11 protein-coding genes and 2 pseudogenes are annotated in these 14,299 nt (G+C 42.0%); 8 read left to right on the forward strand and 5 right to left on the reverse strand.

From position 1 onward, the window contains the following. Nucleotides 1-582 precede the first annotated feature (582 nt). From A4V03_RS10735 to fucP, 7 genes and pseudogenes are all read left to right on the forward strand, one after another. Entirely contained in the window at nucleotides 583-1,884 is a 1,302-nt protein-coding gene (locus A4V03_RS10735) for a Na+/H+ antiporter NhaC family protein (RefSeq protein WP_065538886.1), read from the forward strand. A 106-nt stretch (nucleotides 1,885-1,990) separates the two neighbouring features. Next, on the forward strand, nucleotides 1,991-2,542 hold the full coding sequence (locus tag A4V03_RS10740; protein WP_065538887.1) for a 30S ribosomal protein S16: 552 nt from the start codon (nucleotides 1,991-1,993) through the stop codon (nucleotides 2,540-2,542). A 174-nt stretch (nucleotides 2,543-2,716) separates the two neighbouring features. Continuing rightward, a pseudogene (locus A4V03_RS10745) lies at nucleotides 2,717-3,711 on the forward strand (GntR family transcriptional regulator). 42 nt (nucleotides 3,712-3,753) lie between these two features. Then, complete coding sequence (locus A4V03_RS10750; protein WP_369882244.1) at nucleotides 3,754-4,389, forward strand: class II aldolase/adducin family protein; 636 nt, start codon at nucleotides 3,754-3,756, stop codon at nucleotides 4,387-4,389. 17 nt (nucleotides 4,390-4,406) lie between these two features. Further along, nucleotides 4,407-5,550 (forward strand): annotated as a pseudogene (locus A4V03_RS10755) (rhamnulokinase). Nucleotides 5,551-5,556: 6 nt separating this feature from the next. Then, the gene (locus A4V03_RS10760; RefSeq protein WP_065538888.1) at nucleotides 5,557-5,949 is read left to right on the forward strand and encodes an L-rhamnose mutarotase; all 393 of its coding nucleotides are present in this window, start codon (nucleotides 5,557-5,559) and stop codon (nucleotides 5,947-5,949) included. An 18-nt stretch (nucleotides 5,950-5,967) separates the two neighbouring features. Continuing rightward, nucleotides 5,968-7,278: an L-fucose:H+ symporter permease gene (gene fucP / locus A4V03_RS10765; RefSeq protein WP_065538889.1), complete on the forward strand. Its 1,311-nt coding sequence runs from the start codon at nucleotides 5,968-5,970 to the stop codon at nucleotides 7,276-7,278. Between the two features lie 476 nt (nucleotides 7,279-7,754). Here fucP and A4V03_RS10770 read toward each other — a convergent pair whose 3' ends face one another. Then, nucleotides 7,755-8,957: an IS110 family RNA-guided transposase gene (locus tag A4V03_RS10770; protein WP_065538890.1), complete on the reverse strand. Its 1,203-nt coding sequence runs from the start codon at nucleotides 8,955-8,957 to the stop codon at nucleotides 7,755-7,757. A 162-nt stretch (nucleotides 8,958-9,119) separates the two neighbouring features. Here A4V03_RS10770 and A4V03_RS10775 point away from each other — a divergent pair, with 162 nt between their 5' ends. Further along, nucleotides 9,120-9,812 (forward strand): DNA alkylation repair protein, encoded by a 693-nt coding sequence (locus A4V03_RS10775; RefSeq protein WP_065540381.1) that lies wholly within the window; start codon nucleotides 9,120-9,122, stop codon nucleotides 9,810-9,812. A 119-nt stretch (nucleotides 9,813-9,931) separates the two neighbouring features. Here A4V03_RS10775 and A4V03_RS10780 read toward each other — a convergent pair whose 3' ends face one another. From A4V03_RS10780 to A4V03_RS10795, 4 genes are read right to left on the reverse strand one after another with little or no spacing between them, the layout of a single operon-like run. Beyond that, complete coding sequence (locus A4V03_RS10780; protein WP_065538891.1) at nucleotides 9,932-11,263, reverse strand: ABC transporter substrate-binding protein; 1,332 nt, start codon at nucleotides 11,261-11,263, stop codon at nucleotides 9,932-9,934. A 32-nt stretch (nucleotides 11,264-11,295) separates the two neighbouring features. Further along, a complete protein-coding gene (locus tag A4V03_RS10785; protein WP_065538892.1) occupies nucleotides 11,296-12,090 on the reverse strand; it encodes an ABC transporter permease in 795 nt (264 codons plus the stop codon). Further along, nucleotides 12,084-12,884 (reverse strand): ABC transporter permease, encoded by an 801-nt coding sequence (locus A4V03_RS10790; RefSeq protein ID WP_065538893.1) that lies wholly within the window; start codon nucleotides 12,882-12,884, stop codon nucleotides 12,084-12,086. The genes A4V03_RS10785 and A4V03_RS10790 overlap by 7 nt, the downstream gene beginning before the upstream one ends. A gap of 11 nt (nucleotides 12,885-12,895) precedes the next feature. After that, nucleotides 12,896-14,287: a polyamine ABC transporter ATP-binding protein gene (locus tag A4V03_RS10795; RefSeq protein WP_089280795.1), complete on the reverse strand. Its 1,392-nt coding sequence runs from the start codon at nucleotides 14,285-14,287 to the stop codon at nucleotides 12,896-12,898. Nucleotides 14,288-14,299 lie beyond the last annotated feature (12 nt).

Below are 14,299 nucleotides of genomic sequence, written 5' to 3' on the forward strand. Positions count from 1 at the left end.
TTCGATGCAAACTATAAACGCAAGCTTTGATTATATAATTGCAAGCTTCGTTTTTATAATCAAAGCTTTTGTTTTTATAAACGAAGCTTGCGTTTATAGATTACGGTTAACGAAAAATAAGTTTACATGCTGATAATAAGAAGTTTACAATTAATGAAAGAGAACTTTTCTATTAATGAATGAAAAGTGGGTTATTAAGAGCCTGCTCCGAGTTTTGCCCGACACAGTTTTGAGAGTTGCTCTCGAGTATATTTTCTGTTACTGTGAGAAGCATGACGGAGACTATGTGACGAATAAAAACAGGTCGGTAAAGCCTATCTAACATAATCTCAGGAAAATTTAAACAGGCTCTAATAATTCAAGGAATTCTTTTTTATCCGAAGTTACTAGTTTTATTTCCATATTTTCTTTCTATGAAAAATACATTTGCATCACAAAAGTAATAAACTTACCAATAACTGTTCTTTCAATTAAATAATTATGATATCCAAAGATGAAAAAACACGCTCGTTTAAAAAGAAAAACACTACTTTTGCATCACTATTTTGATTTTAGAATAAAAAAAATACCCAACGTCCATTTATGACTGAAGAAAAAATACATAAAGACCGTCGCGGAAACTGGTGGGCATTGAGCCCGTTACTCGTATTCTTATGCCTTTATCTCGTGACTTCTATCCTCGTCAACGACTTTTATAAAGTGCCTATCACAGTGGCTTTTCTTATCTCTTCCTGTTATGCCATCGCCATTACACGCGGCTTGAAACTGGACCAGCGTATCTATCAATTCTCGGTAGGAGCTGCCAATAAGAATATTCTCCTGATGATATGGATATTCATTCTTGCCGGAGCTTTTGCTCAAAGTGCGAAGCAAATGGGGGCAATCGATGCTACCGTCAATCTGACACTGCATATTCTTCCTGACAATTTATTGCTGGCAGGCATCTTTATTGCCGCCTGTTTCATCTCTTTATCCATCGGAACCAGTGTGGGAACTATTGTCGCCCTTACTCCCGTTGCCGTAGGACTGGCAGAAAAGACTGAAATAACTCTCCCCTTTATGGTAGCTGTCGTAGTAGGCGGTTCTTTTTTCGGAGACAACTTATCTTTTATCTCCGATACCACTATCGCTTCGACAAAAACCCAGGAATGTGTAATGCGCGATAAATTTCGGGTAAATTCTATGATTGTCGTCCCGGCGGCCATCATTGTATTGGGAATTTACATATTTCAAGGACTGTCCATTACTGCTCCCACCCAAACACAGACCATCGAATGGACCAAAGTTATACCTTACATAATAGTATTAGGAACAGCCATTGCCGGAATGAACGTAATGCTCGTACTCATAATAGGTATATTGACAAGTGGCATCATTGGCATCGCGACCGAAAGCTTCGGAATCTTCGACTGGTTTGGTGCCATGGGAACAGGAATTACAGGAATGGGAGAACTGATTATTATTACTCTGTTGGCCGGAGGGATGCTCGAAACAATCCGTTATAACGGTGGCATTGATTACATTATCAGAAAACTCACCCGCCACATCAATGGTAAAAGAGGGGCCGAACTAAGCATCGCCGCTCTGGTAAGTATCGCCAACTTATGTACAGCCAACAACACGATTGCCATTATCACAACAGGGCCGATTGCCAAAGACATTGCCATGAGATTCCATATCGACCGAAGAAAAGCAGCCAGCATCCTCGATACTTTCTCCTGCCTGATACAAGGGATTATTCCATACGGAGCACAAATGCTGATTGCAGCAGGACTTGCCAATGTCTCCCCTATCAGTATCATCGGCAATCTCTATTATCCGTTTACAATGGGAGCATGCGCCCTGCTCGCGATTTTATTCCGCTATCCGAAACGATATTCGTAAAAAAGACGCGAAATGTTTGTCAATCAAAAGAAAAGCCGTATCTTTGCGCCCGCTATTACGAGATAATAGCATAATTCAAATCAATCATTAAAAACAATTATTTAAAATGGCAACTAGAATCAGATTGCAGAGACACGGACGTAAAAGTTACGCGTTCTATTCAATTGTAATTGCAGACAGCAGAGCACCACGTGATGGTAAATTTATTGAGAAGATTGGTACTTACAACCCTAACACCAATCCTGCTACAGTAGATTTGAATTTCGACGCTGCATTGGCATGGGTACTGAAAGGTGCACAACCAAGTGACACTGTACGTAACATCCTCTCTCGTGAAGGAGTTTACATGAAGAAACATCTTTTGGGCGGTGTAGCAAAAGGCGCATTCGGAGAAGCAGAAGCAGAAGCTAAATTCGAAGCTTGGAAAAACAACAAACAGTCAGGTCTGGCTGCTTTGAAGGCTAAACAAGAAGAAGCTAAGAAAGCTGAAGCTAAAGCACGTCTGGAAGCAGAAAAGAAAATCAACGAAGTGAAAGCAAAAGCACTCGCTGAAAAGAAAGCTGCTGAAGCTGCTGAAAAAGCTGCTGCTGAAGCACCCGCAGAAGAAGCTGCAGCTCCGGCTGAAGAAGCTGCTGCAACAGAAGCTGCTGCTGAATAATTTTCGGCAGGTTCCGAATAAGAAATCAGGAAAAGCTATAAATCCTCTCCGGTTCGCTGGAGAGGATTTTTTCATTTTATGCTATAAAACATAGTAAATAATTAGTTTCATTCAGAATAAAACGCCTTCCTTTGCATCAGCATAGTTCAGTACAGTATTATTTACTTTTCGAATATGAAACGAATTGATAAAAAGGCAACATTCGGACAACAGGCAAGCAAGGTTACGCACTAGCGGACACACTTAGCCAGGCGATTTCCAGAAAAGAATTTCTTGAAGGAGATTCTTTGCCTTCCATCAATCAGTTAAGCGCTCAATACGGAGTATCACGTGATACGGTTTTCAAGGCTTTCCTTGATTTACGCGAACGAGGACTGATCGACTCCACTCCCGGAAAAGGATATTATGTGACGAGCCAGGTGACCAATATCTTATTGCTGCTCGACCAATACACTCCTTTCAAAGAAGCTTTATACAATAGTTTCGTCAGACATCTGCCCATTAACTATAAGGTAGACTTATTGTTTCATCAATACAACGAACGGTTGTTCAATACGATCCTCCGGGAATCCATCGGAAAATACAACAAATACATCGTGATGAATTTCGATAACGAGAAATTCAGCACTGTTCTCAATAAAATTAATCCTTCAAGATTATTACTTCTCGATTTCGGCAAATTTGAAAAAGAAAAGTATTCATATATCTGTCAGGATTTTAATGATTCTTTCTATCAGGCATTGAATCTGCTCAAGGAAATGTTAAGGAACTATCACCAGCTCGTTTTTCTGTTTCCCAAAAGCCTGAAACACCCTCAAAGCAGTAAGGTATATTTTACCCGTTTCTGTCAGGAACAGGGGGTTCTCTGTGAAATACAAGAGGATATTGAGAATCTGATCGTACGTAAGGGAGTTGCCTATATCGCCATCAAACAACAAGACGTAGTAAAGGTGGTGAAACAAGGAAGATTGGAAGGGCTGGAATGCGGAAAAGATTTCGGTCTGTTGGCGTACAATGATATTCCTTCCTACGAAGTGATTGATGAAGGAATAACCTCATTGAGTATTGATTGGGAAATGATGGGAAACGAAGCCGCCAATTTCGTTCTCAATAATGTACCGGTGCAGAAGTTCTTGCCGACGGAAGTAAGACTTCGAAAGTCGCTTTAATTTTTTTTGCAAATAAATCAGCACAGCTCAGCACAGATTTTAATTAATCATTTAATAGATAAACAGTTCATCGAACAAGCACACCGTTACGGAGATGCTAAGTTAATGCTTTGCAGCAGCGGTAACCTTTCCTGGAGAATCGGAGAAGAAGCATTGATTTCCGGTACGGGTTCCTGGGTTCCTACACTTGGCAAAGAAAAAGTCTCTATCTGCCATATTGCCAGCGGCACCCCTACCAATGGTGTAAAACCGTCTATGGAAAGCACATTCCATTTAGGGATTCTCCGCGAGCGTCCGGACGTCAATGTCGTTCTCCACTTTCAATCAGAATATGCCACGGCTGTCTCCTGCATGAAGAACAAACCGACAAACTTCAACGTAACAGCAGAAATTCCCTGCCATGTAGGTTCGGAAATACCTGTGATTCCGTATTATCGTCCCGGCTCACCGGAACTGGCAAAAGCCGTGGTAGAAGCCATGCTAAAACATAACTCGGTTTTATTGACCAACCACGGGCAAGTGGTATGCGGAAAAGACTTCAATCAAGTATACGAACGGGCTACCTTCTTTGAAATGGCTTGCCGCATCATCGTTCAATCCGGCGGTGATTATTCAGTGCTCACACCGGCAGAAATTGAAGACCTGGAAATCTACGTATTAGGAAAGAAAACCAACTAATATCCGGGCAATATACCATGAAAGATACCATCAAACACACTTATTTAGCAGCGGACTTCGGAGGCGGAAGTGGACGGATTATCGCCGGCTTCCTTTGCCATGGCAAACTGGAGTTGGAAGAGGTATACCGCTTCTCCAACCGACAGGTCAAACTAGGAAATCATATCTACTGGGATTTCCCGGCACTGTTCGAAGATATGAAAACCGGACTGAAACTGGCTGCACAAAAAGGATATGCCGTAGAAAGTATTGGTATTGACACCTGGGGAGTGGATTTCGGACTGATTGACAAACATGGAAACCTGTTAGGAAATCCTGTCTGTTATCGGGACGCAAGAACAGAAGGAATACCGGAAGAAGTATTCAAGCTACTGGATGAACGCCAACACTATGCCGACACTGGTATTCAAGTGATGTCTATCAATACACTGTTTCAACTTTACAGCATGAAACAGCATCAAGATGCGCAGTTGGAAGTTGCCCGGCAACTGTTATTTATGCCCGACCTCTTCAGCTATTTCCTGACAGGTGTAGCCAATAATGAATATTGCATTGCCTCCACCTCCGAATTACTCGATGCCCGGTCGCGGAACTGGCCACTGGATACCATACGCACTTTAGGTCTTCCCGAACACCTATTCGGGATTATGGATTTTGCAACGCTTGATGAGTGAATGGAAAGCATGTGGCGAAGAACAAAATTATGATATAATCATCCCGCAAGCTGCCGAAGCACAGATTGCGACCATTATCCCTGTGGATGACGCAACATTCATGAACCCGGAGAATATGGAAAACGCCCTTATTCATTATTGTCGGCATCATGCTTTGCAAGTGCCTAAAAACAAAGCAGAAATCGTGAGATGTGTACTCCAGTCATTAGCTTTCAAATATCGGCAGGCAGTGGAACAGCTCAACCGTTGTCTCCCCTCTCCGATCCGTCAGCTAAACATCATCGGCGGAGGATCACAAAACCAATTACTCAACCAACTGACAGCTGACGAACTCGGTATTCCCGTTTACGCAGGTCCGGTAGAAGCCACTGCAATGGGAAACATTCTGACACAGGCTATGGCAAAAGGAGAAATAGCCGATCTCCGTGAATTGAGAGAGATTGTAACCCGTAGCGTTACACCACAAGTATATTACCCTAAAAAATAAAAGTATATGGAAACACCCCAAACCGGTTATCAGGTTCAATCTTATAACGTTCTCGTCAAACGATATTGCCAAACCCTCGATTTACGCGATTCTCCGGAACTGATCGCTGAATATCGGAAAAGACATAGCCAGGCGGGAGCATGGCCAGAAATCCTAGCCGGCATCCGGGAAGTCGGTATTCTGGAAATGGAAATTTATATCTTGGGAACACGACTGTTTATGATCGTCGAGACTCCCCTTGATTTTGACTGGAACACAGCAATGGAACGCCTGAACACGCTTCCCCGCCAACAGGAGTGGGAAGAATATATGGCAATCTTCCAGCAAGCCGCTCCCGGAATGAGTTCCGCAGAGAAATGGAAACCAATGGAGAGAATGTTCCATTTGTATAACACTTAAAAAATACCAGAAACAACCATGAAACAACCCAAACAGTCCATCCTCTCGAAAGATGGCATCAGTTATCTTATACCTTTTGTTCCCATCACCTCATGTTTTGCATTATGGGGATTTGCCAATGATATAACCAATCCGATGGTAAAGGCATTCTCCAAAATTTTCCGGATGAGTGCTACCGACGGAGCGTTGGTACAGGTTGCCTTCTACGGAGGATATTTTGCAATGGCTTTCCCGGCTGCCATATTCATCCGCAAATATTCTTACAAAGCCGGTGTTTTATTAGGACTGGGAATGTATGCTTTCGGAGCATTTTTATTCTTCCCCGCCAAAATGACGGGAGAATATTATCCGTTTTTGATTGCCTATTTCATCTTGACCTGCGGATTGTCCTTCCTCGAGACAAGCTGTAACCCGTATATTCTTTCTATGGGAACAGAAGAAACAGCTACCCGGCGTTTGAACCTTGCACAGTCTTTCAATCCAATGGGATCCCTTCTCGGAATGTATGTAGCCATGCAGTTCATTCAAGCGAAGCTACATCCGATGTGTACCGAAGAGCGCGCATTGCTTAACGACAGTGAATTTCAAGCAATTAAAGAAAGTGACCTTAGCGTCCTGATTGCTCCTTATCTCATTATCGGACTTATCATAGTAGCTATGTTACTTCTGATACGATTCGTCAAGATGCCGAAAAATGGAAATCGGAATCATAGAATAGATTTCCTTCCTACACTGAAGCGCATTTTCACCCAAACACGTTATCGTGAAGGGGTCATTGCTCAATTCTTCTATGTAGGCGCGCAAATTATGTGCTGGACTTTCATCATTCAGTATGGAACACGCTTGTTCATGTCACAAGGTGTGGACGAGAAAAGTGCGGAAGTGCTATCGCAACAATATAATATCATAGCGATGGTGATATTCTGTATCAGCCGTTTCATCTGTACATTCATTCTGCGTTATCTCAATGCGGGTAAATTACTGATGATCCTCGCTATCTTCGGAGGTGTTTTCACTTTAGGCGTAATCTTCCTTCAAAATATCTTCGGAATGTATTGCCTTGTAGCAGTATCGGCTTGCATGTCATTGATGTTCCCTACCATCTACGGTATTGCCTTGAAAGGTATGGGAGATGATGCAAAGTTTGGAGCTGCAGGTCTTATCATGGCTATCCTGGGAGGTTCTATTCTTCCACCGCTACAAGCAAGTATTATTGATTTGAAACAAATAATCTGGCTACCAGCTGTCAATGTTTCATTTATTCTACCCTTCATCTGTTTCCTTGTAATCATCGGTTATGGTTATCGTACAGTGAAAAGAAACTGGTAGAAGACATGCCTGAAAATATCAATATTCTTTCGCAAGAATAAATCGTACTTCCTTTTTATCCGTATATGAGAAAATATAAGGAACCATAGAAGCGGAAGAAAAAGGCTAATATACATATATAAAGACCAAAAACTGACATTTGAAATCAAATTATCTCCAGAAAGAGTATGCCGTTGCATGATGCGCATGCTCTTTTTTTATACCTTTCCTCTAAAAAGAAAAATCCCCCGCTCTTATATTCGTATGTAACCTACTTGTATCTAATTAATTATACTTATAGTCCGTAAATTTTCCCACAAAACGCCTAAGACGACAAGTATTTTGTCGTCTGAACTAGTAAAGTTTGTTACTTTCCTCTTCAGCCTAAAAGGACTACGCCGGTGTCCAATCCCTCTATGGATACAATAATTTTGTAAACGCGCTCATGTGGCAGCACAAAGGTAATTATGTTGTCGATAGAGGTATATCGGAAAGGTCTATCCGACCAATAACGATTCTAATGCTTGAAGATCATTTTGCCATTCCGCCTGCTTTTCAAGCCGCTTGAGGTAAACATCTATAAAATCCTCGTCTTTTGTCAGCATATGCCATACTGCGACCAATAACTTTCGGGCGATGGCTACTTGTATCTTCATCTTGTTCTTATGGCGTTGGGTGCATTGCACGTAGCTGAAGTTTGAGAAAAAGCATTTTCGGGTTCTTGATGCGACCCAGGATATTTCAATCAATATCTGACGCAGGAATCGGTTCCCATGCGTCGTCCTGTTGCTTTTGACTTTATTGTTGCTTATATCATTGCGTGGTTTCAATCCACACCATCCCACAAGGTTTGTTGCTTTTTCAAACGGTTTCATGTCAGCCCCGGTCTCCGCAATTATAGCCGAAGCGGCGCGTTCTTTAACACCGGGGATGCTCTGTAGACGTTTGAATTGTTTCGGGAAGTGTTCCTGGCACATGGAAATGAGAGCATTCCTGCATTCTTCGATTTGTCGCTCGATTACCCCTATAAGCTCTGCGTATTGCTTTAACAAACAGATGTCTGCCTGGTGAAAGTCACCCGTTACGGCATCCTTTATGATGTTGCGTCCGTATTTCCGTAGAGTTTTTCCATGAATGAGTTTCACCAGCTCCTCAGGGTCGGTTATCCCGGTTATTATTGCACGGACGCACTTCTGATAGCTTTTTCCATTGACTCGGGAGACATAGTTACTTAACCGGAAGCCACATCGCTGTAAAGCAGCGTCCTGTTTATTGCTGTTATACGTCAGGTCTTCATTCAGGTCGAAGATGCGACGGTTATACTTGCGCATGTCCTGCACTGTCTTATCCGGCACAAAACTTCCACGAATCAGATTCTTCAACAAGCATTCCGCTATCCATTGGGCATCCTTCACATCACTCTTGCGACCGGGAAGCTGCTTTATAAAATAAGGATTTACCAATTTGAGAGACATGCTCTCGCACAAGGCATTCCACACAGGGACCCAATAGGTTGAAGTGCTTTCCATGGCTGCCTCTGTCACCCCATGAGAAACCATCTCGGAACACACAAGTTCTAAATCAGGAGTCAATGTACCATAAACTTTTGCAAAAATAACGGCCTCGGTATTATCCATCACACAGAGATAAATTGTATCTTTGTGGACATCAAGGCCGGCCACGATTCTGTCTTTGTCCATATTTGAGATTTTTTAGTTACACTCCTTAAATATAGGACATTCGTAACAATTAAACGAAGTATGAAGCAGAGTTTGAGGGTTGGCCTCGGTTTTTATTGTGCCGGTGTAGAAAAAATCGATTTTTCTATATAATTTTGTGAAATAACCAATTATATGATGAAAATGACAACAACTGAAAACATACGGAAAGAATTACAAGCATTAGTAGATGCCAAATATAAGGAATTTCACTCTTCCCTCCTTCCGGGAGTAAACAATATTCTTGGTGTACGTATCCCCCAACTGCGAATCATGGCCAAAGAAATTATAAAAAAAGAGGACTGGCGTACGTTTGTTGAGTCAACCGATACGAACTATTATGAAGAAACAATGCTTCAGGGAATGATTATCGGACTGGCAAAAATGGAACTTGAAGAACGAATGAAATATGTAGCGATGTTCATTCCCCGTATAAATAATTGGGCTGTATGCGATATTTTCTGCGGTGAACTGAAAACAGCCGTAAAAAAAGGAAAAGAAACCGTATGGCAATTTATACAACCTTATCTGAAATCCTCTAAAGAATTTGAAATACGCTTCGGGATTGTGATGCTTTTCCATTATGTGGATAACGAACATATCGATTCATTACTGGAATATGCCGATTTATTCAATCATGATGCTTATTATGCACGTATGGGTATAGCATGGATGCTATCATTGTGTTTCGTCAAATTTCCCCAAAAGACAATGGAATATCTGAAACATAGTACATTGGATAACTGGACTTACAACAAAACATTGCAAAAAGCAATCGAGTCTTTCCGGGTAGACAAGGATACCAAAGATATACTTCGGAATATGAAAAGACGATAAAAACAAAACACGGTGAACATCCTGCCATTAGCTTCCCGTTCACCGTACTTCTTATTCTTTCTATAGATGCTACTTCTATCTTTGCACCTTTTATTTTGGATTTGCAATCCGGAGAAATACTAATTCCTCCTCACCTTTTTCCTTCTGCTTCTGCGCTTCTGTTGTTTCTGGCGACTGTAACGCTGGCATCTTTTGTAAATCATCCAACCACTCATCAATGCAACAACGACAAAGATAAGAATAGTGATACCAACCCCCAAATTATCGCCCTTAATACGCGACCAAATATCAAGAACTTCTTTTGTCTGATCGCCAAAGTCACGAATCATAGCACATCGTTCCACCACTTTGCGATCCGGGTATTGTATCTTATCAATTTGTATGCTGTCTGCACCCGGTCCGAAGAAGTAACTTAAGTCAGCATAATAATGGAGGGTCGTATCTATTTTCTCTTCCAGTATTTCGGGCGTAGCTATGGAACTTACATATCCGCAGAAATCCATATTCCGCAAAGCAATGTCCGGACGGCACATAAAATTGATGAAATAACTAGCTGCTTCCGGGTTTCTTGCATATTTGGGAATCACCCAACCGTCATACCAAATATTACTCCCTTCCTCGGGAACCTCATAATCCAAGTCCACTCCTACCTCATTTGCCTCTTCAATCGCCCAAATCGCGTCACCGCTCCAAGTCATATTCAACCAGGCTTTATTCTTCGTCATCATCTCCTTACCGAAATCCGCTTCCCAACCGGCAATATTCGGTTTCAAGGCTTTCAGATATTTTTCGGCTAGTTTCATTGCACGTGGAGAGTAGTCGTTCATCAGTTCTTCCACTGTCACCGTTCCGTCTTTCAGTTCCTTCGCATGCGCATAGATGACAGCTGTTCCGTAAGCATCACGATAACTATCTTTCATCAGGATTTTTCCAGCATACTCTTTATTCCAAAGACAATCCCAGGACAGCGCTACCGAATCGGGTACATAAGCCCGGTTATACAGAATTCCAGCCGTTCCCCACATATAACATACAGCATAGCGGCTCGCCTGCTCACCCGTTTGGCTCAATTTATTGATTTGTTCGCGAATAAACGGAGCTACATTATTCATATAGTTGGGAGAATGTGCAAAATTCGTATCGATGGGCAACAGCAAATGTTTCTTCAGCATACGCTCGATGATATATTCCGAAGGACAAACCACATCAAAATCTTCATGCCCCTTCTCAATCTTCGTCAACATGATCTCGTTGATGTCGAATGTCTGGTAAACGATACGGATATTCTCACCAGTCTGTTCTTTATAATATGCCTGAAAATCCTCAAGTACACCTTCGCCGATGTAATCTGCCCAGTTGTAGATTTTAAGAATCCGCTCACGAGGTTCACCGGAGTTGTAGCATCCGGTCAAGGTCAGTAAGAGCAGGATTACGGGAATTATTCTTTTCATATTATTTACGTAGTAGCACATTTGATAGTCTATTAATCTTTTTTCTTCGCTTTTCCTGCCCGGTAATTGATGACAATCAACAACGCCAGCACTACGACAAAAATAATCGCAGAAAGCGGACGAAGCTCCGGTGTCAAACCACCTTTGCGAGCATCGGCATAGATATAAGTAGAAAGCGTCTCCAGACCTTGATTGCCGATGGTAAATACTGTTACGGCAAAATCATCAATAGATAATGTCAATGCAAGCATAAAACCACTAATCATTCCCGGGCGAATCTCCGGCACAATGACTTTCCACAAGGCTTGCATGGGAGTCGCTCCCAAGTCAAGAGCGGCCTCATAAATATTCGGGTTCATCTGCTTCAAACGAGGCAAAACACTCAAAACAACGTATGGTGTACAAAAAGTAATATGAGCAAACACTACGGTTGTGTATCCTTGTGTGATTCCTAAAGAAACAAACAAAAGGAAAAGAGAAATACCCGTGATGATATCTCCGTTCAGAATAGGAATGCTATTCACAAAACCAATCGCTTTACGCGAACGGGATTTCAGATTAAAGATGCCGATAGCAGCTACGCTACCCAATAAGGTAGATACCGTTGCAGCTAGCAGGGCAATAGTAATCGTGTTAATCAATGCATTCATCAAAGAATGATGCGCGCCCGTAGTGAAAAGCGAAGTATAAAGTTTTGTGGAGAAACCAGTCCAGTTGCCCAATACTTTCGCTTCCGTAAAAGAATAGATAACGATAATCACAATAGGAGAATAAAGCAACAACAGCAATATCCATAAGTAAGCCTGAGCGAATATTTTCTTTACCATAGCCCGCCTCCTTCGTTTGAATTGTCTTTATCGTCTGTGCTAAATAAGGAAGTAGCAGCAATCAGCAGCAACATAATAAGCGAAAGTGCCGCTCCATAATTCCACATGCTGTTATTGATATTTTCCTGAATCGTCGTACCAAAGAGTTTGATATTATTCATCGTCAGCAACTCGGCAATGGCAAATGTTGATATAGTCGGCATGAACACCATCATAATCCCACTCATTACTCCCGGCATGGAAAGCGGAAGGACTGCTTTCAAAAAGACTTGTAGCGGATTGGCTCCCAAGTCTTGTGCAGCTTCAATATAACTATGATCCATTTTCTGCAACGTGTTGTAAATAGGATAAATCATAAAGGGGATAAAGTTGTACACCATACCGAATATCAATGCTCCCTCGCCCAACGGTACACTGAAAAAGTCGAACAAGGCAACCGTAGCAAGGGTACGCACAAGAATATTTACCCACATCGGCAGGATAAACAGTACGACCATCGTCTTAGAACGGTTCAGCTTACTGTTACTCAATATCCATGCTGCAGGATAACCCAGCAAAATACAAACAAGGGTGGTAATAATGGCAATACCGATAGAATATACAAAGGTATTGATTGCTGCGGGATGTTCGAAGAACTTCTGAAAATTGGCAAGTGTCAAATGACCACTATCATCGGTAAAAGCATATATGACAATTAAAAACAGTGGTATTATCACAAAGATCGCCGAAAAAATAATGTAAGGGAGAGTCCAACTCTTACGTGATGACAAAAAGACTATAAACTTCTTATTCACTTCCTTTCCTGTTAATCGGTTATTTTAATTATACGAATGGCATCTGGAGGAATGGTAATACCTACACGGTCTCCGTCGTCCCATACATCGTTCGTATCTACAAATACATTCTCGTCCCAGTCTGACAATACAGTCAGATGATAATGGTCGCCCTTGTAAAGGATGAATTTCACCTCACCTGTCAGCGTTCCGTCTTCTTCATTATCCTGAAGAATCACTTTTTCAAAGTCTACTTCCACTTTGACATTCGTATCGGCAGCTATATCTTCCACCGGAGTACATTCAAAGTTACAGCCCAGGAATTCCACATGAGTGGCATCCAACAATTTTCCTTCAAACGTATTGCAGATACGCTCTTTCTTCATGATGTGAATATCAAACGGCTTCACCAGCAGTCCAACTTCCGCTCCCACTTCAAAATGATGGTAATCCTGTACCAAGAATTCATATCCGCCGCACATCACCGTCATTTCATAATGCACACCTTTGAAAATAGAAGTCTCTACTACACCTACCAACTGCGCCATATCCGAAACGGGGAAAATATAAAGATCTTCCGGACGGATGACTACGTCTACCGGAACATTTTCACCAAATCCTTCATCCACACATTCAAACTCCGTACCGCAGAAGCGTACCAGTTTATCATGAATCATGGTACCATTGAGAATATTGCTTTCTCCGATAAAATCGGCAACAAAAGCGTTGATGGGTTCATTATAAATATCAATCGGTGTACCGATCTGCTGAATTTTTCCTTCACTCATCACGACTATTGTATCACTCAACGTCAATGCCTCTTCCTGATCATGAGTGACATAAACAAACGTTATACCCAAAGATTTATGCATCTCTTTGAGCTCCATTTGCATATCCTTACGCATTTTCAGGTCGAGCGCTGCCAACGGCTCATCCAATAGCAACACCTCCGGCTCATTCACAATGGCGCGGGCAATGGCTACACGCTGTTGCTGACCACCGGAAAGAGAATCTACATCACGATATTCGTAATCCGTCATACCTACCATTTTTAAAGCAGCTTTCACTTTCTTCTCAATGGTCTGTTTCGGTATCTTTTTCAGTTTCAGCCCGAAAGCAATGTTATCATATACATTCAAGTGCGGGAATAAGGCATATTTCTGAAATACCGTATTCACGGGACGCTTGTGGGGAGGGGTTTGTGTTATTTCCATCCCCGAAATTCGGATCTCGCCTTCCGAAGCCGTCTGAAAACCGGCAATGAGACGCAACAACGTGGTTTTACCGCAACCGGAAGGACCAAGTATAGTGACAAACTCGCCCTTTTTCACGTTTAGAGTCACATCATCCAATGCTGTTTTCTCGCCAAAATACTTCGAGACATGGCTCACCTCAATGATGGATTTATCTTCTTGCATATTCATACTAAAGTTTGG

The organism is Bacteroides caecimuris (assembly GCF_001688725.2).
In the GTDB taxonomy this organism is placed as follows: domain Bacteria; phylum Bacteroidota; class Bacteroidia; order Bacteroidales; family Bacteroidaceae; genus Bacteroides; species Bacteroides caecimuris.

Excerpts from the sequence above, each read along its gene's own strand:
- A4V03_RS10795 (WP_089280795.1), bottom strand. The coding sequence starts at position 14,287 with ATGAATATGCAAGAAGATAAATCCATCATTGAGGTGAGCCATGTCTCG.
- fucP (WP_065538889.1), top strand. The coding sequence starts at position 5,968 with ATGAAACAACCCAAACAGTCCATCCTCTCGAAAGATGGCATCAGTTAT.
- A4V03_RS10735 (WP_065538886.1), top strand. The coding sequence starts at position 583 with ATGACTGAAGAAAAAATACATAAAGACCGTCGCGGAAACTGGTGGGCA.
- A4V03_RS10770 (WP_065538890.1), bottom strand. The coding sequence starts at position 8,957 with ATGGACAAAGACAGAATCGTGGCCGGCCTTGATGTCCACAAAGATACA.
- A4V03_RS10760 (WP_065538888.1), top strand. The coding sequence starts at position 5,557 with ATGGAAACACCCCAAACCGGTTATCAGGTTCAATCTTATAACGTTCTC.
- A4V03_RS10780 (WP_065538891.1), bottom strand. The coding sequence starts at position 11,263 with ATGAAAAGAATAATTCCCGTAATCCTGCTCTTACTGACCTTGACCGGA.
- A4V03_RS10775 (WP_065540381.1), top strand. The coding sequence starts at position 9,120 with ATGACAACAACTGAAAACATACGGAAAGAATTACAAGCATTAGTAGAT.
- A4V03_RS10740 (WP_065538887.1), top strand. The coding sequence starts at position 1,991 with ATGGCAACTAGAATCAGATTGCAGAGACACGGACGTAAAAGTTACGCG.
- A4V03_RS10785 (WP_065538892.1), bottom strand. The coding sequence starts at position 12,090 with ATGGTAAAGAAAATATTCGCTCAGGCTTACTTATGGATATTGCTGTTG.